The sequence below is a fragment of the Hymenobacter sp. BT559 genome (assembly GCF_016427535.1).
Lineage (GTDB): Bacteria > Bacteroidota > Bacteroidia > Cytophagales > Hymenobacteraceae > Hymenobacter.
The window spans coordinates 23268-45046 of sequence record NZ_JAELXV010000009.1 but is presented as its reverse complement, the minus strand read 5'-3'; the positions used below and the strand labels follow the sequence as shown (position 1 = coordinate 45046).

Below are 21779 nucleotides of genomic sequence, written 5' to 3'. Positions count from 1 at the left end.
CACGGCTTAAGCCCACAACTACTCTACAAAGCAACGGCTCTCACTCACCAAAGTTGGTATTAAATACTGTCGCAGACTTGCATAATTTGACAGACAAAGCGAGTGTGCTTGCGCTACGCACTTTCGTTGCCTCCTGAATACTCATCTTCGTGGGAAGTTGACGCTACGGGATTCCGAAAGAAGTACAAACTGGCCTGCTCTGCCAATTCGCGCTCGTTTTCCTCCCATACGCCGCCTTCGAAATACATCAAATCGTAGCTACTCAACGCGTCAAACCCACCGGCTTCCGTTGCAATGCCGAAGAACTTTTGCGTTTGGCCAAACTGCTGAAACTTGATGGCTAAACAATACCCCTGTAGCACCTCAAAGCGTCTCATGCGGTAGTCAGCAACCGTTTCTCCTTTCCTTCTGGGCAAAAGCAGGAATACGTATTGCACGCCGCTGTCTTCCACCGCGCCGGTATGCCGCACGTGGTACTCGTCCGGCTCTGATTGCACTATCATTTCCCGGAAAGACTTGGCCAGCATTCGGCGGCTCAGCCGGGACTCGCGCGCCATGATGCGCAAGGCCGCTTCTCGACTAGTGAATGAGGTGTCGAGGCGTAGAGCGTAGGCGTTGCCATCGTCGGTGTGTTCATAAATAAATTTTATCAAGCCATCCCATGCATAACTACCCTGGTCAGCTTTGCGACGGGCCTGATACTGAGGACTTGCTATGAAATCGCTCCAAAACCCTTCTGAAATGCGCAGCCCCAGGTAGCCCGCCGCAACCGGGAAGATGTGGCGACCAAAAGTAGGACTAGCTTCGTCGTGGTCCGTGTTACGCAGGTAGTAGGCTAGCAAATCATCCTCGCCAGCCGCCCACACTTTCAGGCTGCCCTGGGATAACAGGGCTTCCTTTTTCTCTAGGTATGCCACGAAATCCGTTATCGTATCCAACATCTGCATCACGGCCGCCAACGAGGCATCATCGAAGACGTGCACGTAAGCTTTCGCCGGGTCCACTAAGCCTATTGTGAACGGCTCGGGCTTGAAGCGCTGGGTATCGTAGTGAGCCGGCCCGTGCACCCGGTTGTCAAGCATTAAGCTTCCCGTTCCGCCAAACTCCGCCTGGCAGGGCTGCGAAGCACCATGCGCCACGACGATACGATGGACTTTCATGGCGGCTGGGGCTGGCAGGGGCACCGGGAAAGGATGCTGGCAGGCCTTGTCTAGGTATACCCGTTCAGGATGCTGCCTCAACCACCGCTCGGCCCCGTAGAGTTGGTCAGCGGCTGCCGCCACGGCTCGCTTGTACCAACGGCTCCAATTCAATGCCGAGTCAGGGGTAGTAGGATACTCGCAGTGCTTGCTCGAAAAGATGATGACGTGCTCATCGAACACCACCAGCATATCACACAACTCTTTTCCTTCGCTACCCTGCGCGCTGAAGCTTTGGTTGCGAAAAGGGCTGACGTAGCTCCATAGCGTTAAAAATGAATGCTCACCGAGTTCAGCGAGGTACTGCTCGGCCAACGTACCCCCTGGGTTTTTCGGTACTAGCGGCATGACTGCTTAAATAAGCTGGAAGATAAATCGCGAATACGCTTACCAAGCAGTTCGACTAAAGACGCAGTCATTGACAAGCTATGCTCAGTTGCCTACCGCAACCTGTTTACAAAATCACGCTGTACTCTTACATAATTTTGCTGTAAGCTCCCGCGTGCTGGTTGTCACTTATCTAAGCAGAAGAGCCTGAGTTGCTCAGAAAGGCCATTTTAGCCTTCCATCCTCAAAAGCCAACTCTAGCTACCGGAACCCTTTCGGGGCTTTGCGGGTAAAGAGGCAGCCCAAATGCTTCCGAGAGATAAGCCTAATTTTGCGGCTGCTTAGTGCCCCTCATGTTTCGTAGCCTGTTCCCTTTCCGCCGTTTGCTGGCGACGAGCTTCCTGCTCGTCTTCGTCAACGTGTTCGTGGGGCAGTGCTGGTGCGCAACGTTGAATCCGGTGCCGGCGGCTCCTCCCTCGGCAGTGGGGACCCATCACCAGGCCGAGAAGCCAGCGCACGCGGGCTGCCATGGCCATGGGGCCGTGGCCGAGCACCATACCAAGCAGAAGGGGCATTCGCCCAAGCCCAGCCGTACCCACGATTGCTGCAAGGATAAGTCTGCTTCGCTGCTCTCGTCGCTGACGACCCCTGCCCAGAAGCATCTGCTTATTCCGGCCCCGGCTATTCTGCCGACGGCAATTGAGTTTCATTTCCGGCCCTTGGCTGGCAAGTGGGACCGCACGGCTACGGTTGCTTTGGTGCCGCCCCGGCACTTAAAGCCCAAAATACCCGACATCCGTATTTTCATCCAGTCGCTGACTGTCTGATTCTTTCGACGCGCTAAGGCTCGCGCCGGCATAGCTATGCTATGTCCGGGGCGGGCCTTTTCGTTTGCTCGCCCGCGTGGCCCAGCCGCGCCCCCTTCCCCCATTTTCCTGGTTTTTCCTCCCTCGCAATGAAGAGTTGTTGCCAGGAGGCCGGTGCGCCGCTCCCCCGTGGGCCGGGCCGTCGCTGGCTGTCCTACCTGCTCTACGCCGGGTTGGCTGCCGCTCTGGGCTTCGTGCTTTGGCAGCAGGCGCAGGCCTAGGCCCTCACCGGCCCCGCCACTAGCTGGCCGCCGGTATTCGTTTATCCCCTATCCGTTTTCATGAACCGCTCTTTTGTTCCGCTGCTGGCCGTTGCCAGCCTGTTTACCGTTGCCAGCTGCTCCTCGGATTCGTCCAGCAGCAGCGCCACTAACACCGTTACCACGCCCACGGGCACCGTACCCGACAGCACAACCCAGCACGCCGGGGGCCATACCTACGCCTGCCCCATGCACCCGGAAGTGACCAGCACCAAGCCCGGCGAGAAGTGCCCCAAGTGCGGCATGGAGTTGGTCCACAACGACCAGGTCAGCAATGGCAAGAGCTATTCCATGCAGTTCGAGCCCAAGCCCATGCAGCTAGTGGCGGGCCAACCGGTAACGCTTACCTACACCCCGCAGGAAGTCGGCAACGAGAAGGCACCCGTACCGCTGGCTCTGGTGCACGAGAAGAAAATCCACCTCATCATCGTGCGCAAAGACTTATCGGCTTTCTACCATGAGCACCCCGAGTACACCGCTGAGGGCAACTACCGGGCTCCGTTCACCTTTGCCAAGGGCGGCGATTACGTGCTGTTTCAGGACTACACGCCCGCTGGCAGCGGCCACCAGCTCGGCCGCCAGGTAGTGAGCGTGCAGGGCGCCAAGTACACGCCCGTCAAGTTCAGCAAAGACCAGATGCAGTGGAGCCGGGACGGCTACCAGGCTACGCTCGCCTTTGATAAGGACCTGAAAGTGGGCCAGCTGCTGGGCATGAAAATCACGCTGAGCAAGAATGGCCAGCCCGTAACCGACCTCGACAAGTACCTCGGGGCGCTGGGCCACGTCGTAGTCATCAGCGAGGACACCGAGCGCTACCTGCACGTGCACCCCAACGACCAGGCCGACAAGGGTCCCGTCATCGGCTTCAATACCAACTTCGAAAAGCCCGGCCTGTACCGCGTTTTTCTGCAATTCAATCACGGCGGCCAGATTCACACCGGCGACTTCACCATCAACGTGAAGGCCTAATCCTCAGACCAAACACCTCACTTTTCACTTTCAACTCTTCCCTAACCCCATGAAAAAGTCCGCATTTCTCCTCGCTGCCCTCTGCTCGGGCACCCTGCTGCTCAACAGCTGCAACTCCGACAAGTCAGCCGATACCACGGCTACTACCACTGAGGCGCCAGCAACTGCAGATTCGGCTGTGACCGGCAACATGGCCGGCATGGACCATTCTAAAATGGCGGACGGTGCCGCGGGCACCTCGCCCCTGATGGCCTCCATGAACGACATGATGGCTAAGATGAACGCCCTGAAGCCAAAGGGCAATACCGACCACGACTTCGCCCACATGATGCTGGAGCATCACAAGGGGGCAGTTGCCATGGCCGACATTGAGCTGCGCGACGGTAAGGATGCCACCATGCGCCAGATGGCTGAGAAAATCAAGGCTGACCAGCAGAAGGAAATCGGTGAGATGGAGCCCATCGCCGAGCGCCTTGACTCCGCCCCGACCAACTATAAGCCCCAGGACCCGGCCGACCCCTTCACCGCCCAAATGAAGACGAGCATGGACCACATGATGAAAAACATGCCCGCGCTGGTAGCCGACCCGGACATGAATTTCAACATGATGATGACCGTGCACCACCAGAGTGCGATGGATATGGCCGAAGCAGAGCTGGCCCACGGCAAAGACACCAAGCTCAAGGAGATGGCGCAAATGATGATAGCCGCCCAGAAGAAAGAGATTGAGCAATTCAAAGCCTGGCACGCCCAGAACGCTGGCAAGATGAAGACGTCGGCCGCCGTGTACACGTGCCCGATGAACGACGGTGGCCAGAGCAACGCCCCTGGCAAGTGCCCCAAGTGCGGCATGGCCCTGGAGAAAAAAGCCTAGTGCCCGGCGGACTGGCAAGCCGCTTTTCCTGCCCCGAGTTCCTACCCGTCCGCCGGCCTCGCCCGGCGGGCGGGCCTAGGTCCAACCCTTACTCATGAATAACCTTCCCCTTTCTTTCCGGCTCTCAGGCGTAGGATTGGTGCTGCTCCTGCTGCTACTAGGGGGCTCCGTGCGGGCCCAGCAGGTGGTCGTGCGCCTGGACAGCGCCGAGCAGCAAGCCCTGCGCCGGCACCCGCGCCTGCGCCAGTCCACCCAGGAAATCGAGGAGCAGCGCGCCCTCAAACGCGGTAGTTTTGCGCCTACGAACCCCGATTTCCTCTTTTCCGCGCCCACCGGGGAGCGGTGGGCCCCGGGCGTGGTGCAAACCATCGACCTGCCTACGGTGTACCGGCGGCAGGCCAAGGTCGCGCAGGCCGGCATCATCCTGGCCGAGCGGGGCCTGGAGGTGAACCGCGCCACCGTGCGCCGCGATGTGCGCCAAGCCTACCTGACCCTGCAATTCGCCGAGGCGCAGGTGCGTCAGCTCACCTATCAGGACAGCCTGTTTCAGGCGCTGCAACAAGCCACCGAGCGCCTATTCAAGGCTGGTGAGGTGACGGCCCTGCAGCGGGTCAGCACCGAGGCCGAGGCCCGGCAAGTACGCAACCTGCTCGACCAGGCCGTAGTGGACCAGCGCTCCGCGCAGCGCCGGCTGGGCCTGCTGCTCGGGCAGCCGGAGGCCGGCCTGACGGCCGACACCGACCTGCGCCAAACCGGCCCCGAACTGGCCCGCACCGGGGCCGAGCTGCTGGGCACGTTGCCTAGTCAGGATAGTGCCGCCGTGGCCCTAAGTCCTACCCTGGCTTATTACAGCCAGAACGTGGCCCTGAGCCAGTCCGGCATCAGCCTGGTACGAGCGCGGCGCAATCCGGCCCTGACGGTAGGCTATCAGAATCAGGCCTATGAGAACTCACTGGTCAAGTATCGCTTCCAGTTCGGCGTGTCGGTGCCCGTCTGGTTCTGGACCTACCGCTCGCAGCTGCAAGCGGCTACGGCGCGCAGCAAGGCCGCCCAGGCCCAGTTGCAAGTGCAGCGCCTCGACCTAGGCACCCAGTACCAGCAGGCGGTGGCCGACACGCGCAAGTTCGCGGCCTCGCTCACCTACTACGAGCAGACCGGCCTGCCCCAGTCGCGGGCCATCATCAGCCAGTCGCAGCGCCTATTCAAGGCCGGCGAAATCAGCTACTTGGTGCTGATTCAGAGCTTAAACCAGGCTTTTACCATTCAGAATACCTACCTGACCACCATCCGCGACTACCGTCAGGCCATCGTTGCACTTAACTACCTGCGGGGACAATAATGAAAACCCTTCTCCTGCTGCTGCTAGGCCTCTTGCTGGCCACCGGGGCCCGTGCCCACGGCGGCGAAGACCACGGCGACGCGGCCAAGCCGTCGGCCGGGCCGATGGCCACTACCTTCTCGGTAGCCGCGCTGTCCGAAGCCTTCGAGTTGCTGCTGCGCTTCGAGCCCCTGACCAAGGGTAAGGACGCCGACCTGCGCCTGTTCGTGTCGGACTACGCCACCAACGCCCCCATCAAAGGGGCCAAGTTGACCGTGACCTGCCCGGAGGCGGCCGAACTGAAGTTCGCCGTGACCGAAAAGTCACCGGGGGTCTACTTGGTGGAGGGCGTTTTTCCGGCCAATCAGAAATACAGCCTAGCCGTCAACATCGTGGCCGGCGGCAAGGCTGATTTGATGCTGCTCTCCGGTATCGAGGTAGGCAAGCTGCTCCCGGCCGCGACTGCCCCGGCCGCAGCCGCGCCCGCTCTCATCGGCTCCTGGAAAACCATGCTGCTGCTCTTCGGCGCCTTCGCGCTGGGCATTGCTGCCACGGCTTTGGTCATGCGCCGGCGGCGCCCGGCGGCGCCCGTCCCCACTTCAACGCCTCCCGTTTATGAAAACCACGCATAAGCTCCTTGCGGCCACGGCCGCCCTCAGCTTGGCCTTTTCCGTGCTGCTGCCCCCACCCGCCGCGCTCTGGGCCCACGGGGGCGAAGACCACGGCGACGCGGCCCACGCCTCCACCGGCGTAGCCCTGACCGATGCCGTGGCGCTGCCCAAGGAAAGCCAGTTTCTCTTTGGCGTGCGCACGGCCCTGGCCAGCTATTCCGCTACCTATAACCGCCTTACGCTCTACGGTTCTGTATCCTCGGCCGCTGGGGGTGAGGGGCGGGTGGTAGTACCCCAAACCGGGCGCATCGTCAGTCTCTCGGCCAAAGTGGGCCAGCCGGTACGCGCCGGGCAGGCCCTGGCCGTCATCGACCAAACCCTCGACGCCACCCAGCAAATCGGCCTCAGTACCGAGCGCGCCAATGCCCAGGCCGAGCTGCGCGCCGCCCAGCAGGACTACGCCCGCCTGCAAACCATCGCCGACATCGCGGCCCGCAAGGACGTGGTGGCCGCCGAGCTGCGCCTGCGCCAGGCCCGGCAGAACGCGGGCATTCTCAACGGGCAGGCTCGCACCCGCCGCGTCACCATCACCTCGCCCATCAGCGGCACGGTGGACGTGTTCACCCTGGCCGTGGGCCAGCAGGTGACGCAGGGCGACGAACTGTTTCGGGTGCTCAACCCCGGCAAGCTGCGGGTCGAAGCCCAGGTATTCGCCCAGGATTTAAATAAGATTTCCGCCGGGGCCCAGTTCCAGGTGGAGGGTCTGCAAGGGCAAACCGGCAGCGCGCCCGCCCGGCTGGTCGTGTTCAGCAACGTGGTGAACCCGGTAAACCAAGCGCGTCAGCTAGTGCTCGAACTCGACAACACCGGCAGCAATCTGTTCCGCGCCGGCCAAGCCGTGAACGTGCAGGTGCTGGGGCGCAGCGACGGCGGCAAAAAGCAGCTCGTCGTGCCCACCTCGGCCCTGACCGACCTGAATGGCAAGCCGGTGGTCTTCGTGCACAGCGACCCGGAAACCTTTAAAATCCGCTACGTGCAGCCCGGCCCGGCCAACGGCGAGCAAACCGTGCTGCTGGCCGGCGAAGTGAACGAAAACGACCGGGTGGTGAGCGTGGGCACCTACCAGCTCAAATCCATCTACTTGAATCAATAGGGGATGCTCGATAAAATCATCCGTTTTGCCCTGCAAAACCGCCTGCTCATGCTGGCCTTTGCCGTGGGCCTGCTCGTGGCTGGAACCTACACGGCGCGCCAGCTGCCCGTGGACGTGCTGCCCGACCTGGACCGCCCCCGCGTGACCGTGTTCCTGGAAGCCGCCGGCATGGCCCCCGAAGAAGTGGAGGCCCTGGTGACGCTACCCGTGGAAACGGCCCTGAACGGGGCCACCGGGGTGGCGGCCGTGCGCTCCAACTCGGCCATCGGCCTGGGCATGGTGTTCGTGGAGTTCGACTACGGCACCGACATTTTCACCGCCCGCCAGATTGTGGCCGAAAAGCTGCAAACCGTCAGCGGGCAGCTGCCCACCGGCATCACGCCGGTACTAGGCCCGATTTCCTCCGTGATGGGCCAGATTATGCTGGTGGGGCTGTCGGGAAAAACCACCTCGGCCGCCGACCTGCGCACGCTGGCCAACTACACCGTGCGCCAGCGCCTGCTCAGCATTCCCGGCGTGGCCCAGGTAATCCCCATCGGCGGCGACAATCTGCAGTACCAGGTGCTGCTGGATATGCCCCGCCTGAACGCGACCGGCCTGACGGTGACGCAGGTAGAGGAAGCGCTGCGCCGCTCCAACCTCAACACCACCGGTAACTTCTTCGACCGCAACGGCTCGGAAGTGCTGATTCGCAACCTAGGGCGGCTGCGCTCGGTAGCTGACATTGAGAACATCATTGTCGGCTACCGCGAGGGCTCACCCATCAGCGTCAAGCAGGTAGCCACCGTGGCTTTCGGGGCCCGCTTCAAGCGCGGCGATGGCAGCGTGAACGGCAAGCCCGCCGTCATTCTCAGCATCGAGAAGCAGCCCGGCACTGCCACGGTGAGCTTGACTGACGCCGTAGAAAAGGCCCTCGTGGAACTGAAGCCTTCGCTGCCGAAGGACGTGCAGGTGAACACGCGCCTGTTCAAGCAGGCCGACTTTATCGAATCGTCGATTACCAACGTCGAGGAGGCGCTGCGCGACGGGGCCATTCTGGTGGTCATCGTGCTGTTCGCCTTTCTGCTGAACGTGCGCACCACCTTTATCTCGCTGGTGGCCATTCCGTTGTCGCTGCTGGTCACGGCGCTGGTGTTCCGCTTCGCGGGCATCAGCATCAACACCATGACGCTGGGCGGCCTGGCCATCGCCATCGGCGAGCTGGTGGACGATGCCATCGTGGACGTGGAAAACGTGTTCCGGCGGCTGCGTGAAAATCAGCACTCGCCCAATCCTCGGCCGGCCTTGCAGGTGATTTACGCGGCCTCTTCGGAAGTGCGCAATTCCATCGTGTACGCCACCATCATTGTGGTGCTGGTGTTTCTGCCGCTGTTTGCGCTCGAAGGCATGGAAGGGCGCATTTTCGCGCCGCTGGGCATTGCCTACATCACCAGCATCGTGGCGTCGCTGTTTGTGTCACTGACCGTGACGCCGGTGCTCTGCTACTACCTGCTGCCCCAGATGAAGCAGATTCGGGCGGCCGAGCAGGAAGGCGGGCTGGTGCGCTGGCTCAAGCGCAAGGATACGGGCCTCCTCAACTGGGGCCTGACCCACCCGAAAGTGGTGCTGACGGTGACCGGCCTGCTGTTCGCGCTGGCCGCCTCGCTGGTGCCCTTCTTCGGCACCGAGTTCCTGCCCCCCTTCAACGAGGGCTCGCTTACGGTCAACTTCTCGGCCCCGGCCGGCACCTCGCTCACCGAGTCCAACAAGCTAGGTACGCTGGGGGAAGAGCAGATTTTGCAGCTACCCGAAGTGGCTTACACCGCCCGCCGCACCGGCCGCGCCGAGTTGGACGAGCACGCCGAGTCAGTCAACAACTCCGAAATCGAGGTTGCCTTCAAGACCGAGCAGGAGTTGAAACAAGTGGGAAAAAAGATGCGCAGCCGGGAAGAAATCCTCACTGACCTGCGGGGGCGCCTAGCCCTGATTACCGGCGTCAACGTCAACATTGGCCAGCCCATCAGCCACCGCCTCGACCACTTGCTGAGCGGGGTACGGGCGCAGGTAGCCATCAAGGTGTTCGGCAATGACCTGTTGGAGCTGCGGCGCTACGCCAACGAAATCCGCACGGCGGCCGGTACGGTGCCCGGCGTGGTGGACTTGCAAGTGGAAAAGCAGGTGCAGATTCCGCAGCTGCTGGTGCGCCCCCGCGACGCGGCCCTGCGGGCCTACGGCCTGGAGCGGGGCCAGGTGGTTTCGACGCTGGAAACCCTCTTCCAGGGCGATGTGGTTTCGCAGATGCTCGACGGGCAAAAGCGCTTTGACCTCATCGTAAAGCTGCCTGAAGACCAGCGCAACGACGTGGCCAACATCGCCCAGACCCGCATCGAAACGCCCTCGGGGGCCCTGATACCCGTGAGCCAGGTGGCTGACGTGAGCTACGAGCCGGGCCCCAACACTGTCAACCACGAAAACACCCAGCGCCGCATCACCATCTCCCTGAACGTGGCCGGCCGCGACCTGGGCAGTACCGTCAAGGAAGTGCAGGCTCAAATCAAGCAGCGGGTAAAGCTGCCGGCGGGCTACTACCTGACCTACGGCGGGCAGTTCGAGAGCCAGCAGTCGGCTTCGCAGAAAATCCTCTGGCTGAGCTTGTTTTCGCTGGCTGGCATTTTCCTGGTGCTGTTCTCGCACTTCAAGTCCAGCTACATGGTAGGCCAGATTATGCTCAACATCCCGCTGGCCCTCATCGGCTCGGTGGTGGCCGTGCTGCTCACGGGCGGCACGTTCAGCATTGCCTCGCTGGTGGGCTTCATTACGCTCACGGGCATTGCCTCGCGCAATGGCATCATGATGATTTCCCACTACATCCACCTGGTGGAGCACGAAGGGGAGAAGTTCGGCAAGGAGATGATTATTCGCGGCTCCCTCGAACGCCTGGTGCCGGTGCTGATGACGGCCCTGGTGGCCGCGCTAGCCCTGGTGCCGCTCACCCTGGCCAAGGACGCGCCGGGCAAGGAAATCCTCTACCCGGTAGCCACCGTCATCCTGGGCGGCCTGCTCTCTTCTACCTTCCTCGACATCGTGGTAACGCCGGTCGTGTTCTGGCTCTTCGGGGAGCGCGCCCTGGCCCAGTACCAGCGCGGCCACCACGAAGTCAGCCTCGATGCCCACCCGCAGGAACTCGACGCCCAGCCCCTCACGCCACCCGCTGACCTGAACCCGGTGCAGCCCGCTGTTTAAGCTCCTACCTATGTCTGTTCCCTCACCCACTATGGCCGACGATGCCGACTGTGTGCTCTACATCAAGCACATCGTCTGCTCGCGCGGTATGCGGGTGGTGCGGCAGGAGTTGGAAAGCCTGGGGCTGCGTGTGCGGGAGGTGCGGCTGGGCGCAGCGACGGTAGCGGGTCCAGCCAGCCAATTGGATTGGGCGCTCATTCGCACCACGCTGGCTACCGCGGGCTTTGCCCTCCTGGAAAGCCCCGCGCACGCCCTGGTCAACCAGGTGAAACAGGCCGTAGGCGCGCTGCTGCGCCGCGCCGACATAGTACGGCACCGTGACTTTATTCCCACCCTGGCCCAAGAAATCGGGTTGAATAGCCGCCGGCTCCACGCCAGCTTTGCCCGCCTGGACGGGCAGGAAAGCTTGCTCACCTACATCACGCGCCAGCGGCTGAGCTACGCACAGGAACTACTCGTCACTTCCCGGCTTGACATCGGGCGCATCGCCCGGCAGCTGGGCTACGGTAGCTTGGCGCATTTTTCCGGCCAGTTCCGGCGCTTCGCGCGGTGCTCGCCCTCGGCCTACCGGCAACGGACCGGAGTAGCTAACCAGCTGCCCGCAGCGCCAAATGATGCAAGTCAGCGGGTGATTGATATAAAACCGGGGTGAAAATGAGGGGTATAAGAAGGTCTTACTGACAGTATTCCCTTTTTTAATTCCCCTCCCAATGCATACCCAAAATCAAGCCCTGCTCGACGCCCTCAATGCCTGCATCGCCTCGTGCGAACACTGCGCCACGGCCTGCCTTCAGGAAGAAGACGTTAAAATGATGGTCCGCTGTATCAGCCTCGACCGCGACTGCGCTGACATCTGCGCCCTGACTGCCCGCTACGTGGCCCGCGGCTCGGAGCACGCCCAGCATATCCTGGGCGAATGCGCCGAAATCTGCAAGGCCTGCGGCGACGAGTGCGCCAAGCACACCCACATGCAGCACTGCCAGGAATGCGCCGACGCTTGCCGCCGCTGCGAAGAAGCCTGCCGGGCCGGAATAAGCACCGCTGCCTAAGCCCGCTTTCCCTGACGGCTGGGTGAGTAGAAATCATGCAAGTCCCCTGCGCAATTATATACCCCTGGCGGGCCACGCTGGCCGCAGCTTTGCGTGTTGTATTTGCATGGGCCCGGGTCGGGTCCTCAACTTCCAATCGTCATGAAAACGCTTCAATTCAAAACCAATATCAACTGCGGCGGCTGCATCAAGGCCGTTACGCCCACCCTCAACGAGCAGGCCGGGGCCGGCAACTGGCAGGTGGATACGGCCACCCCCGATAAGATTCTGACCGTGACTTCGGATAAGCTCACGCCGGCACAAGTTGTGCAGGCCGTTGAGCAGGCCGGCTTCCAGATTGCTGCTGCCTAAGCGGCGGCTGTTGCTTAAAAAAAGCCCGGCCTAGCCGGGCTTTTTTATTGCGTACTACCAGCATGACGATAACCCAGGTGCGGCAAGCAATGAGGGCTAGGTAGCATTCGGTGCTAGGCGCGTTTGCTCCTAGCAGTTGCTCGGAATTATGCGCGGGGGCTTCGGCCGGCCTGGGCACTGATGCCGATAAGTTCACGGCCACCCTGGGCCTGCAGCACGCGTTTTAACCCTGGCCCCACCAACCTGCCGGCAGGTTGTAGCTTTCTTCTTAACCAATCACTTATCACTTGACCTTCCCCTTTATATGGAGAATAAAAAACCGTACTCGCGCTTTTTCCTGATGCTGGCCGTCTCGCTGGTGGCCATGTACGCCGTGATGTACCTGAACGTGTACGAGTGGGACCATGTGTATTTCAGCCTCACCCGCGTGTACATGGCCCTGCTCATGCTGGTGCCCATGACCCTGATTATGATCGGCTTTATGTGGAGCATGTACCCCGACAAGCAGCGCAACGCCCTGATTATGGGCGGCAGCCTGGTGGCCTTCGTGGTGGTACTGACGATGGTGCGCTCTCAAACCTTCGTGGGCGACACGCTCTGGATGAAGGCCATGATTCCGCACCATTCCATCGCCATCATGGTTAGCAAGCGGGCCACTATCAAGGACCCGGAAGTGCGCCAACTGGCCGATAGCATCATCAGCGCCCAGGAACGCGAGATTGGCCAGATGAAGCGGATGCTGGCCCGGCTGGAACGAGAGCGGGCGGCAAAGTAGCCGGTTGGCTTTGGTTTGCCGCGCTTGTGATACCGGGGGCCGGGACCCGGAAATTATGCCATACTTGCGCGGTAATTGTGTAAATCTGGGCTTAGCCCCCGTCGTACTTTTGTAAGTGGCTATTTATAAAGCCCATTCCTTCCGCGTGAAACGCTTCCTCAGCCTGCTTTTGCTTTTGAGCTACCTGTTATCCAGCCCTGGGCTGGTGTACAGCATGCACTTCTGCGGGCAAAAGCTAACGGAAGTTTCGGTGGCTAAGGAAGCAGCCTGCTGCTGCCCTGTGCCCAAAAAGCCCACCGGCTGCTGCCACGACCAGAAGGTGACCAGCACCCTCAAGGACGTGAAGCTGAACAGCGCGCAGCTCAAGCTGCCCGTGCCGGTGGCCGTGCCCGCCCCGGCCCCGCTGCGCCTGGCCTACCGGCTGCCTACCCCCACCTACCCGGCCGAAGCGCCGGCCGCGCCGCGGGCGGCTACGGCCGCCCCGCCCCCCGATTGCCCCGCCTACGTGCGGGGCCATGCCTTTCTGATATAGCTACTGGGTGCTGCCTTGTTCCCCCGGCCGGTTGGTCGCGGGGCTTTTGTGCGTGCGCTTAGCGGTAACTATCAGATGATTGAGCAACTTATTTCCCTGTCCCTGCGCAACCGGGGCATCGTGCTGCTGCTGGCGGCCGGGCTACTGGTCTGGGGCATTTTCTCCATCCGGGCCAGCAAGATTGACGCCATTCCGGACCTGTCCGAAAACCAGGTGATTGTCTTCACCGAGTGGGCCGGGCGGGGGCCCCAGATTATCGAGGACCAGGTGACTTACCCGCTGGTAACCAACCTGCAAGGGCTGGCCCAGGTGCGGGCCGTGCGCGCCGCCTCCATGTTCGGCATGAGCTTCGTGTACGTCATCTTCAACGATAACACCGACATCTACTGGGCGCGGGAGCGGGTGCTGGAGCGCCTTAATTACGCCCAGCGCCTGCTGCCGGCCGGCCTAACGCCCACGCTGGGCCCCGATGGTACGGGCGTGGGCCACGTCCTCTGGTACACCCTGAACGCCCCCAAGCTGGACCTGGGCGAGCAGCGCGCCCTGCAAGACTGGTACGTGAAATTTGGCCTGCAAACGGTGCCCGGCGTGAGCGAGGTGGCCAGCTTCGGCGGCTTCCAGCCCGAGTACCAGGTGACCGTGGACCCCACCAAGCTTACCTATTATAACGTGAGTTTGCCGCAGGTACTGGCCGCCGTGCGCCAGAACAACAACGAGGCCGGTGGGCGCAAGTTTGAGCAGGCGGGCGTGGGCTACATCATCAAAACCAGCGGCTATATCCAGGACGTGGCCACCCTGGAAAACGTGCCGGTGCTCACCCGCCCCGGCGGGGTGCCGCTGCGCCTGCGCGACCTGGGCACGGTGCAGATGACCGGCGAAAGCCGCCTCGGCATCTTCGACCACAACGGCCAGGGCGAGGCCGTGGGCGGCATCGTGGTGATGCGCTACGGCGAAAACGCCGACGAGGTCATCACCCGCGTGAAGGCCAAAATGACCGAAGTGGCCAAGGGCCTGCCCGCCGGCGTGTCGTTCGACATTGTGTACGACCGCAGCGGGCTGATTGAGGAATCGGTGGCCAACATCAAGCACACGCTGCTGGAGGAAATGGCCGTGGTGTCGCTGGTGGTGCTGGTATTTCTCTTCCACTGGCGCAGCGCCCTGAGCATTCTGCTGCAAATCCCCATCACCATCGCCGCCAGCTTCATCCTGCTCAATGCCTTCGGCATCTCCTCCAACATCATGTCGCTGACGGGCATCGCCCTGGCCATCGGCGTGATTGTGGACAACGGCATCGTGATGGCCGAAAATGCCTACCGTAACCTGGCCCTGCACCAGGCGGCGGAGGAAGCGGCTGCCGGGCCGCCCGGTGCGCCGCCACCCGTACCCGCTGCTGCCCTTTCCACGCCTGAACCCATTCCCCATGACTAACGACGAGCGCCTCGCCATCATCGAGAAATCCAGCCAGCAGGTGTCGCGGGGCATTTTCTTTTCCACGATTATCATCGTAGCGTCCTTCCTACCCGTGTTTTTGCTCACCGGACAGGAGGGCAAGCTGTTTCACCCGCTGGCCTACACCAAGACGTTTATTCTGCTCATTGACGCGGTGCTGGCCGTGACGCTGGCGCCGGTGCTGCTGTCTTTTTTCATGAAGGGCACCTTCAAAACCGAGGAGCAGAACCCCATCAACCGGGGCCTGGAGCGGGTGTACGCGCCGCTCATCAACTGGTGCCTGACCTGGCGCAAAACCACCATCGCCATTAACCTGGTGTTGCTGGCCATCAGCATTCCGCTGCTGCTGAGCCTGGGCACCGAGTTCATGCCGCCGCTTGATGAGGGCTCGATTCTGTTCATGCCCATCACCCAGCCCGACGTGTCGAACACGGAGGTGAAGCGCATTTTGCAGGTGCAGGATAAGATTATCATGCAGGTGCCCGAGGTGAAGGGGGTGCTGGGCAAGGCCGGCCGGGCCAGCACCGCCACCGACAACGCCCCGCTGAGCATGATTGAAACCATCATTCAGCTCAAGCCCCGCGCCGAGTGGCGACCGGGCCTGACCAAGGCCAAGCTGATTGAGGAGCTGAACGGCAAGCTGCAAATCCCGGGCGTGGTCAACGGCTGGACGCAGCCCATCATCAACCGCATCAACATGCTGAGCACCGGCATTCGCACCGACGTGGGCGTGAAAGTGTATGGCCAGCAGCTTGATACGATTTACAACATCTCGCAGCGGGTACGGGCGGCCCTCACCGGCACGCCCGGCGTGCAGGACCTCTACGTGGACCCCATCACGGGCGGCAAGTACCTGCAAATCGACCTCAACCGCGACCAGCTGGCCCGCTATGGCCTCACGGTGGACCAGGTGAACGAGGTAGTAGAAATGGCCATCGGTGGGGCGCCCGTGGCCAGCACCGTGGAGGGCCGCCGCCGCTTTGCCATCGGCGTGCGGCTGGCCGAAGACTTCCGAAATAGCCTGCCCGCGCTGGGCCGCATCCCGATTCAGACCACCGCCTACGGGCCGGTGCCGCTCTCGGCCGTGGCCACGCTGCGCTTCGAAAACGGCCCGCCCATGATTAACTCCGAAAACGCCCAGCTGCGCGGCGCGGTGCTCTTCAACGTGCGGGGCCGCGACCTGGGCGGCACCGTGAGCGAGGCCATGCAAAAGGTGCAGAGCATGCAGGGCCAATTGCCCGCCGGCTACTACCTGGAATGGAGCGGGCAGTACGAAAACCTCATCAGCTCGCAGCGCACGCTGCTCTTCATCCTGCCCATCGTGCTGGTGGTGATTTTCGGCTGCCTGTACTTCGCCTTTCACTCGGTGCGCGAGGCCTTGCTAAGCCTGGTCACCATCCCGTTTGCCCTCATTGGCGGGGCCTACATGGTGTATTTCTACGGCGTGCACTTGTCGGTGGCGGTGGCCGTGGGCTTCATCGCCCTGTTCGGACTAGCCGTGGAAACGGGCGTCATCATGGTCATTTACCTCAACGACGCCATGCAGCAGCTAGTGGCTGCCAAGGGTAATTCGAGCGAAACCATCACGAAGCAAGATTTGCGCGACGCCGTGTTTCACGGCGCAGCCAAGCGGCTGCGGCCCAAGCTAATGACCGTATCGGTGGCCCTATTTGGGCTGGTGCCGGTGCTCTGGGCGACGGGCACTGGCTCCGACGTGATGCTGCCCATCGTGCTGCCTATGATTGGGGGGGTGTTCACGTCTTCGACCCACATTCTGCTGGTCACGCCGCTCATCTTTCTGATGACCAAGGAGTATGAGCTGCGCAAGTTTGGCAAGCTGGACGTGCTGGCGGTCAAGCATTAAACATCCGTTGTCATGCGTTATAACCTACTTATTCTCACCGTCGGGTGTCTGCTGGGGCGCTTGGCCCTGCCCGCTGCCGCCCAGCGCCCGCTGCCGCTCGACTCGGTGCTGCGGGCCGTGCAAACCCGCAACCCGGCCCTGCGCCAGTACGACTACCGCGCCCGCGCCCGCGACGCCGCCGTGGCCGGCGCCAACACCTGGGAAGCCCCCAAGGTGAGCGCCGGCTACTGGATGACGCCCTACAACCAGCAGCCCATCAAGGAGATGAATAACGGGCAGGGCATGGGCATGCAAATGGTGTCGGTGGAGCAAATGCTGCCCAACCCGGCCAAGCAGCGCGCTAGGCGGGCCTACCTGGCCGGCCAGGCCGCCGTGGAGCAGGCCGGCCAGGCGGCGTCGCTCAACGAGCTGCGCGCCCAGGCCCGCACCCTGTACTACAGTCGCGTCATTCTGGAAAAGAAACTCAAGGTGCTGGACGAGAGCGCCTACCTGCTTGATTTTCTGCTGAAGATAGCCCGGGCCCGCTACCCCTACAACCAGACCACGCTAGCCAGCATCTACCAGGTGCAGGCGCGGGTGGCCATGCACGGCAACGACCACGCCGTGCTCTACGGTCAGCTGCGCCAGAACACCATCGCCCTCAATACCTTGATGGCCCGCGACGCCGCCACCGAGTTTGCCGTGGATACGCTGCTGCCTACCCCCCCGCTGGCCCCGCTGCCCGACACGGCCGCCCTGGCCGCCCGCCGCAGCGATGTGCGCGGCCTTAAGGAGTCATTAGCCGTGGTGCGCCTCAACCAGGCCGTGGAGGCCAGCCGCCGCCGGCCCGACTTTGGGGTGCGCTACGACCATATGAACGGCATCGGCAGCACGCCTAATCAGTTCACGGTCATGGGCATGGTCACGCTGCCGATGGTGCCCTGGGCCGCCCGCGAGTACCGGGCCAACACCGCCGCGCTCGGCTACGAGGCCCAGGCCGTGCGCCAGCAGCGCGCCAGCCTGCTCAACGACGCCGCCGGTCGCCTCAGCACCCTGCAATCGGATATGGCGACCAAGCGCGAGCAGGTCGAGAATTTCGAGAAGGGCATTTTGCCCGCCCTGCGCAAAAGCTACCAGGTGACGCTGCTGGCCTACCAGCAAAACACCGCTCAGCTGCCCGCCGTGGTCGAGGCCCTCAACACTTGGCTGCTCACCCGCCTGCAATACCTCGACACGCAAAATGAACTCCTTACTCTTACCGTGCGCTATGACCAGGAATTGGAGCAATAAGTCACCGCACCGCCGCTGGCTGGCAGCCGCAGTGGGCGGGGCGCTGCTACTGGCTGGCTGCCACGGCCAGGCCCACGGCCCCGCCAACGTGGCCACTACCCCCCCAGTATCCACCAATACGGCCACGCAGTACACCTGCCCCATGCACCCCCAAATCGTACGCGAGGCGCCCGGCAGCTGCCCCATCTGCGGCATGGACTTGGTATCCAAGGTACTGAGCAACAGCGCTGCGCAAGCCGAAGCCGGCCTGGGCAGCGTGGTGCAGGCCCCCAACGCCGCCGTGGTAGCGGCCGTGGCCACCGTGCGCCCCCGCGCCGAAGGCTTGAGTCCCGGTAGCCTGGCGGCCGACACACTCAGCCTACCCGGCCTGGTGGAATACGACCCGCGCCGCAGCCGCGCCGTGGCCGCCCGCTTCGGCGGGCGCATCGAGCAGCTGCTGATTCGCTACAACTACCAGCCCGTGCGCCGGGGGCAGAAGCTACTAGAACTCTACAGCCCCGAGTTGGTGACGGCCGAGCAGGAGTACATTTTCCTGCTGGAAAACGATGCCGACAACCAGCCGCTGGTGAGCGGGGCCCGCCGCAAGCTGCTGCTGCTCGGCCTCACCGAAGGGCAGCTGCGCGACCTGGCCCGCACCCGCCGCGCCAGCTACCGGGTGGCTGTGTTCAGCCCCTACGACGGCTACGTGGTGGAAACCCCGGCTCCCAACGCGCCGCCCGCCCCGGGCGGCGGCATGGGCGAGGTGGCCGCCAACGCCGGCGGGATGGGCGCGGCCAGTGGCGGGATGGCAACACCCGACGCTACCGCCGTGCCTGTTGCCAGCTCCCCATCCAGCCGCCTCACCCTCACCGAAGGCAGCTACGTAGCCACCGGCCAGACCTTGTTTCAGGTGATGAATACCGACCAGGTATGGGGCATCTTCCAACCCACGCCGCCCGAGCTGGCCCGCCTGCGGCCCGGCCAGCGCCTGCGCGTGGTGGCCGAGGGCACCGACCTGCCGCCCCTCACCGCTCGCCTCGATTTGGTGGAGCCCGAGTTCCGCAATGGGGCCAGCACGGCAGCCGTGCGCGTATATCTACCCAACGCCCAAGGCCGGTTACGCCGGGGCCAGCGCCTCACCGGCCGCCTGGTGCCCGATGCCGCTCCGACGCTGGCCGGCAGCTTCTGGCTGCCCCGCGCCGCCGTGGTCGACCTCGGCACGCGGCAGGTGGCCTTCGTGCGGCGCGGGGCCACCTTCGTGCCGGTAGCGGTGCAGGTGGGCCAGCGCACCGCCGCCCAGGTGCAGGTGCTGCACGGCCTCGCGGGCACCGAAGACGTAGCCGCCAACGGCCAGTATCTGGTTGACAGCGAGGGCTTCATCCAAAACGCGTCTAACAGCGCGACTACGCCCCCCGCCCATGAATAACCTGCCTTTACTACGCCCCATTAGCCTAGGTCGGGCAGGCCGGCTGCTGCTCGTGCTGCTGGCGTTGGCTGCTGGCGCTTGCCAAAAAACCAAGCCCACGGCCGAAACCGCTACTTCCAAGGCAACTCAAGCGGCCTACTACACCTGCTCCATGCACCCGCAAATCCACGCGGACGGCCCCGGCAGCTGCCCCATCTGCCACATGGATTTGATACAGGTGCAGCCAGTTCCGGCGGCTGCGCCGGTCGCCAAAAAAGCCGCTTCGGCCGCTGTCTATACCTGCCCCATGCACCCGCAGGTGCGCGAGGCCCAGCCCGGTAGTTGCCCCATTTGCGGGATGGATTTGGTGAAAACCTCCAGCCGCCCCGCCGTGAAAATGACACCCGCCGAAATGGCTGCCATGCCCGCCGGCAACCCGGCCGCCAACGACCTCATTCTCACGGCTCAGCAGTTGGAACTGGGCAATATCCGCGTCCAGACCATTGGCAACGGCACTGACAGTAGCCCGGCTGCCAGCCCGGCCGAGGCCCCCGCGCCGCAAGCCGTGCTCACCGGTACCGTCACGGCCGATGCCCAGCGCACCCAAAGCATCAGCAGCCGCGTGGCCGGCCGCGTCGAGCAGCTCTACGTGCGCCAGACCGGGCAGCTGCTGCGCCGGGGCGCGCCGCTGTTTTCGGTGTACAGCGAGCAGCTCGAAACCCTGCAACGCGAGTACCTGCTGGCCCTGGCCCAGGACTTGCAAGTGGCCGAGCCCACCTACCGGCACTTTGCCGAAGCCACGGCCCAGAAGCTGCGCCTGCTCGGTGTGTCGGCCGGGCAGCTGCGCCAGCTGGTCCGCAGCGGCAAGGCCAGTCCGCTGGTAACTTACTACAGCCCCGCCACCGGCACCGTGCAAACCCTCGACGTGGTGCAGGGTCAATATGTGGCCGAAGGCTCGCCGCTGCTCACCTTCAGTGATTTGCGCACCGTGTGGGTTGAAGCCCAGCTCTACCCCGTCGATGCCGGCCGGCTGCGGCTGGGCCAGTCGGTGGCCGTGCAGGTAGTAGGCCGGGCGCGGCCCTTACGGGGCAACGTGGTGTTCCTCAGCCCCGAGTTGAGCGGCGGCAGCCAGATTACCCTGGCCCGCATTCAGGTGCCCAACCCCAACGGCACCTTGCAGCCCGGCGCACAAGCCAACGTACTGCTCGACGCCCCGGCCTCGGCTACGAAAAGCACGCCCCCCACCGAAACCGCCTTGCGCGTCCCACAGGAGGCCGTTATGCACGACGGGGCCGCCAGCTACGTCTGGAAGCAGACCGGCGAGCGGCAGTTTCGCCGGGTGCGGGTGCGCACCGGCGCGGGCACGGCAGCCACGGTGGCCGTCACCGGCGAGGTGAGGCCCGGCGACCAGCTGGTCGTCAGTGGGGCCTACCTGCTGCAAAGCGAGTTTACCCTGCGCCAGGGGGCCGGCGACGACCACATGAGCGGCATGGCCATGTAGCCGCTCCCTAGCAGTAGCATCTTCAGTACCGTTTCGGGCTGCGGCTCAGCCTCTTTGTTTTTTACTTTTTACTCATCCCCATGTACAAGTTCCTAACCTATTGTCTAGCTGCGGGTAACCTCTTCCTGGCTGCCAGCTGCACCGAGCACGACCAGCCTAACCAAGTGCAGACGGAAACCCCCGCCGCTACCGAGGCCACTATGCCCGCCGACAGCACGGCCACCGACGGCACGGCCGCTAGCTATACCTGCCCCATGCACCCGGAAGTAGTAAGCAACCAGCCAGGTAAGTGTCCCAAATGCGGTATGACCTTAGTAAAGAAGTAAGCCGCGCGCCGTGTGCTTTTGTCCGGCTATCATCTCATCCCTTCTGACTTATCCCTGTGCTTGCAGGCGTTGGGTAAGCTACCTGGCTAACACCGGGGGCTTACCAAATGCATACAGATAAGTAAATCAACAAAGTAAAACCGCCCAAAGCAGTTAGTGGCGGTGTACGACGGCGCCGACATCCGCAACAACAGGCGCGAGGGTGGCAGCAGCGCTACTGACCAAGCCACCAGCGCCAAACCCAACAGCAAGGACTCCCGGCCGATTACCTTCCTGGGCGTCCGCTGCTTCCTGCCGCTGCTGGTCTGGTCCGAGTTATGCCCCGCCCACCAAGGCAAGGTGCGCCGGCAGCTCACCCGCGAATGCCTTTCCCTCACTGTGGCCTGCGGGCCGGCCTCATGGCCATTATATCGCATCGACTCCTATTATATACTGAGTAAGTACGTGGCCCTGCCGAGCAACTACAACAGTGCCTAACCA

At 62.9% G+C, this 21779-nt stretch carries 21 protein-coding genes; 20 read left to right on the top strand and 1 reads right to left on the bottom strand.

Features of this window, described 5'->3' with window-relative positions; genetic code table 11:
- Positions 1-113: 113 nt before the first annotated feature.
- On the bottom strand, positions 114-1547 hold the full coding sequence (locus JAO77_RS21825) for a hypothetical protein (RefSeq protein ID WP_198992675.1): 1434 nt from the start codon (positions 1545-1547) through the stop codon (positions 114-116).
- Between the two features lie 332 nt (positions 1548-1879).
- On the opposite strand from JAO77_RS21825, the gene JAO77_RS21820 reads away from it, so the two are divergent.
- From JAO77_RS21820 to JAO77_RS21730, 20 genes are all read left to right on the top strand, one after another.
- Positions 1880-2353 (top strand): hypothetical protein, encoded by a 474-nt coding sequence (locus tag JAO77_RS21820; RefSeq protein ID WP_198992674.1) that lies wholly within the window; start codon positions 1880-1882, stop codon positions 2351-2353.
- A 128-nt stretch (positions 2354-2481) separates the two neighbouring features.
- Positions 2482-2613 (top strand): hypothetical protein, encoded by a 132-nt coding sequence (locus tag JAO77_RS24425; protein WP_286192488.1) that lies wholly within the window; start codon positions 2482-2484, stop codon positions 2611-2613.
- Positions 2614-2673: 60 nt separating this feature from the next.
- Complete coding sequence (locus tag JAO77_RS21815; protein ID WP_198992719.1) at positions 2674-3621, top strand: DUF8832 domain-containing protein; 948 nt, start codon at positions 2674-2676, stop codon at positions 3619-3621.
- Between the two features lie 49 nt (positions 3622-3670).
- The gene (locus tag JAO77_RS21810; protein ID WP_198992673.1) at positions 3671-4495 is read left to right on the top strand and encodes a DUF305 domain-containing protein; all 825 of its coding nucleotides are present in this window, start codon (positions 3671-3673) and stop codon (positions 4493-4495) included.
- A gap of 94 nt (positions 4496-4589) precedes the next feature.
- Positions 4590-5834, top strand: coding sequence for a TolC family protein (locus JAO77_RS21805; protein WP_198992672.1), 1245 nt, complete (start codon positions 4590-4592; stop codon positions 5832-5834).
- Complete coding sequence (locus JAO77_RS21800; RefSeq protein WP_198992671.1) at positions 5834-6445, top strand: hypothetical protein; 612 nt, start codon at positions 5834-5836, stop codon at positions 6443-6445. The genes JAO77_RS21805 and JAO77_RS21800 overlap by 1 nt, the downstream gene beginning before the upstream one ends.
- Positions 6429-7577, top strand: coding sequence for an efflux RND transporter periplasmic adaptor subunit (locus JAO77_RS21795; RefSeq protein WP_198992670.1), 1149 nt, complete (start codon positions 6429-6431; stop codon positions 7575-7577). Before JAO77_RS21800 ends, JAO77_RS21795 begins: the two co-directional genes overlap by 17 nt.
- Before the next feature lie 3 nt (positions 7578-7580).
- On the top strand, positions 7581-10799 hold the full coding sequence (locus JAO77_RS21790) for an efflux RND transporter permease subunit (RefSeq protein WP_198992669.1): 3219 nt from the start codon (positions 7581-7583) through the stop codon (positions 10797-10799).
- Between the two features lie 10 nt (positions 10800-10809).
- Positions 10810-11451 (top strand): helix-turn-helix transcriptional regulator, encoded by a 642-nt coding sequence (locus tag JAO77_RS21785; protein WP_198992668.1) that lies wholly within the window; start codon positions 10810-10812, stop codon positions 11449-11451.
- Positions 11452-11509: 58 nt separating this feature from the next.
- A complete protein-coding gene (locus tag JAO77_RS21780; protein ID WP_198992667.1) occupies positions 11510-11848 on the top strand; it encodes a four-helix bundle copper-binding protein in 339 nt (112 codons plus the stop codon).
- Positions 11849-11989: 141 nt separating this feature from the next.
- Complete coding sequence (locus tag JAO77_RS21775) at positions 11990-12199, top strand: heavy-metal-associated domain-containing protein (protein WP_198992666.1); 210 nt, start codon at positions 11990-11992, stop codon at positions 12197-12199.
- 304 nt (positions 12200-12503) lie between these two features.
- On the top strand, positions 12504-12974 hold the full coding sequence (locus tag JAO77_RS21770) for a DUF305 domain-containing protein (RefSeq protein WP_198992665.1): 471 nt from the start codon (positions 12504-12506) through the stop codon (positions 12972-12974).
- A gap of 115 nt (positions 12975-13089) precedes the next feature.
- A complete protein-coding gene (locus JAO77_RS21765; RefSeq protein ID WP_502213825.1) occupies positions 13090-13506 on the top strand; it encodes an HYC_CC_PP family protein in 417 nt (138 codons plus the stop codon).
- A 75-nt stretch (positions 13507-13581) separates the two neighbouring features.
- On the top strand, positions 13582-14934 hold the full coding sequence (locus JAO77_RS21760) for an efflux RND transporter permease subunit (RefSeq protein WP_235998556.1): 1353 nt from the start codon (positions 13582-13584) through the stop codon (positions 14932-14934).
- Positions 14927-16819 (top strand): efflux RND transporter permease subunit, encoded by a 1893-nt coding sequence (locus JAO77_RS21755; protein ID WP_198992663.1) that lies wholly within the window; start codon positions 14927-14929, stop codon positions 16817-16819. The genes JAO77_RS21760 and JAO77_RS21755 overlap by 8 nt, the downstream gene beginning before the upstream one ends.
- A 12-nt stretch (positions 16820-16831) precedes the next feature.
- A complete protein-coding gene (locus JAO77_RS21750; RefSeq protein ID WP_198992662.1) occupies positions 16832-18088 on the top strand; it encodes a TolC family protein in 1257 nt (418 codons plus the stop codon).
- Positions 18066-19493 (top strand): heavy metal-binding domain-containing protein, encoded by a 1428-nt coding sequence (locus JAO77_RS21745; protein ID WP_198992661.1) that lies wholly within the window; start codon positions 18066-18068, stop codon positions 19491-19493. Before JAO77_RS21750 ends, JAO77_RS21745 begins: the two co-directional genes overlap by 23 nt.
- Positions 19486-20973, top strand: coding sequence for a heavy metal-binding domain-containing protein (locus JAO77_RS21740; protein ID WP_198992660.1), 1488 nt, complete (start codon positions 19486-19488; stop codon positions 20971-20973). The genes JAO77_RS21745 and JAO77_RS21740 overlap by 8 nt, the downstream gene beginning before the upstream one ends.
- An 80-nt stretch (positions 20974-21053) precedes the next feature.
- Positions 21054-21299 carry a heavy metal-binding domain-containing protein gene (locus JAO77_RS21735; RefSeq protein ID WP_198992718.1) on the top strand — a complete coding sequence of 82 codons (246 nt, stop codon included), beginning with the start codon at positions 21054-21056 and terminating at the stop codon, positions 21297-21299.
- 162 nt (positions 21300-21461) lie between these two features.
- On the top strand, positions 21462-21776 hold the full coding sequence (locus tag JAO77_RS21730) for a hypothetical protein (protein WP_198992659.1): 315 nt from the start codon (positions 21462-21464) through the stop codon (positions 21774-21776).
- The last annotated feature ends 3 nt before the right edge of the window (positions 21777-21779 follow it).

What these genes read in the sequence shown, in the direction of transcription:
- JAO77_RS21820 (WP_198992674.1), top strand. Translation starts at nt 1,880, where the DNA reads ATGTTTCGTAGCCTGTTCCCTTTCCGCCGTTTGCTGGCGACGAGCTTC.
- JAO77_RS21790 (WP_198992669.1), top strand. Translation starts at nt 7,581, where the DNA reads ATGCTCGATAAAATCATCCGTTTTGCCCTGCAAAACCGCCTGCTCATG.
- JAO77_RS21770 (WP_198992665.1), top strand. Translation starts at nt 12,504, where the DNA reads ATGGAGAATAAAAAACCGTACTCGCGCTTTTTCCTGATGCTGGCCGTC.
- JAO77_RS21750 (WP_198992662.1), top strand. Translation starts at nt 16,832, where the DNA reads ATGCGTTATAACCTACTTATTCTCACCGTCGGGTGTCTGCTGGGGCGC.
- JAO77_RS21795 (WP_198992670.1), top strand. Translation starts at nt 6,429, where the DNA reads ATGAAAACCACGCATAAGCTCCTTGCGGCCACGGCCGCCCTCAGCTTG.
- JAO77_RS24425 (WP_286192488.1), top strand. Translation starts at nt 2,482, where the DNA reads ATGAAGAGTTGTTGCCAGGAGGCCGGTGCGCCGCTCCCCCGTGGGCCG.
- JAO77_RS21800 (WP_198992671.1), top strand. Translation starts at nt 5,834, where the DNA reads ATGAAAACCCTTCTCCTGCTGCTGCTAGGCCTCTTGCTGGCCACCGGG.
- JAO77_RS21775 (WP_198992666.1), top strand. Translation starts at nt 11,990, where the DNA reads ATGAAAACGCTTCAATTCAAAACCAATATCAACTGCGGCGGCTGCATC.
- JAO77_RS21760 (WP_235998556.1), top strand. Translation starts at nt 13,582, where the DNA reads ATGATTGAGCAACTTATTTCCCTGTCCCTGCGCAACCGGGGCATCGTG.
- JAO77_RS21825 (WP_198992675.1), bottom strand. Translation starts at nt 1,547, where the DNA reads ATGCCGCTAGTACCGAAAAACCCAGGGGGTACGTTGGCCGAGCAGTAC.
- JAO77_RS21745 (WP_198992661.1), top strand. Translation starts at nt 18,066, where the DNA reads ATGACCAGGAATTGGAGCAATAAGTCACCGCACCGCCGCTGGCTGGCA.
- JAO77_RS21780 (WP_198992667.1), top strand. Translation starts at nt 11,510, where the DNA reads ATGCATACCCAAAATCAAGCCCTGCTCGACGCCCTCAATGCCTGCATC.
- JAO77_RS21815 (WP_198992719.1), top strand. Translation starts at nt 2,674, where the DNA reads ATGAACCGCTCTTTTGTTCCGCTGCTGGCCGTTGCCAGCCTGTTTACC.
- JAO77_RS21755 (WP_198992663.1), top strand. Translation starts at nt 14,927, where the DNA reads ATGACTAACGACGAGCGCCTCGCCATCATCGAGAAATCCAGCCAGCAG.
- JAO77_RS21805 (WP_198992672.1), top strand. Translation starts at nt 4,590, where the DNA reads ATGAATAACCTTCCCCTTTCTTTCCGGCTCTCAGGCGTAGGATTGGTG.
- JAO77_RS21810 (WP_198992673.1), top strand. Translation starts at nt 3,671, where the DNA reads ATGAAAAAGTCCGCATTTCTCCTCGCTGCCCTCTGCTCGGGCACCCTG.
- JAO77_RS21735 (WP_198992718.1), top strand. Translation starts at nt 21,054, where the DNA reads ATGTACAAGTTCCTAACCTATTGTCTAGCTGCGGGTAACCTCTTCCTG.
- JAO77_RS21785 (WP_198992668.1), top strand. Translation starts at nt 10,810, where the DNA reads ATGTCTGTTCCCTCACCCACTATGGCCGACGATGCCGACTGTGTGCTC.
- JAO77_RS21740 (WP_198992660.1), top strand. Translation starts at nt 19,486, where the DNA reads ATGAATAACCTGCCTTTACTACGCCCCATTAGCCTAGGTCGGGCAGGC.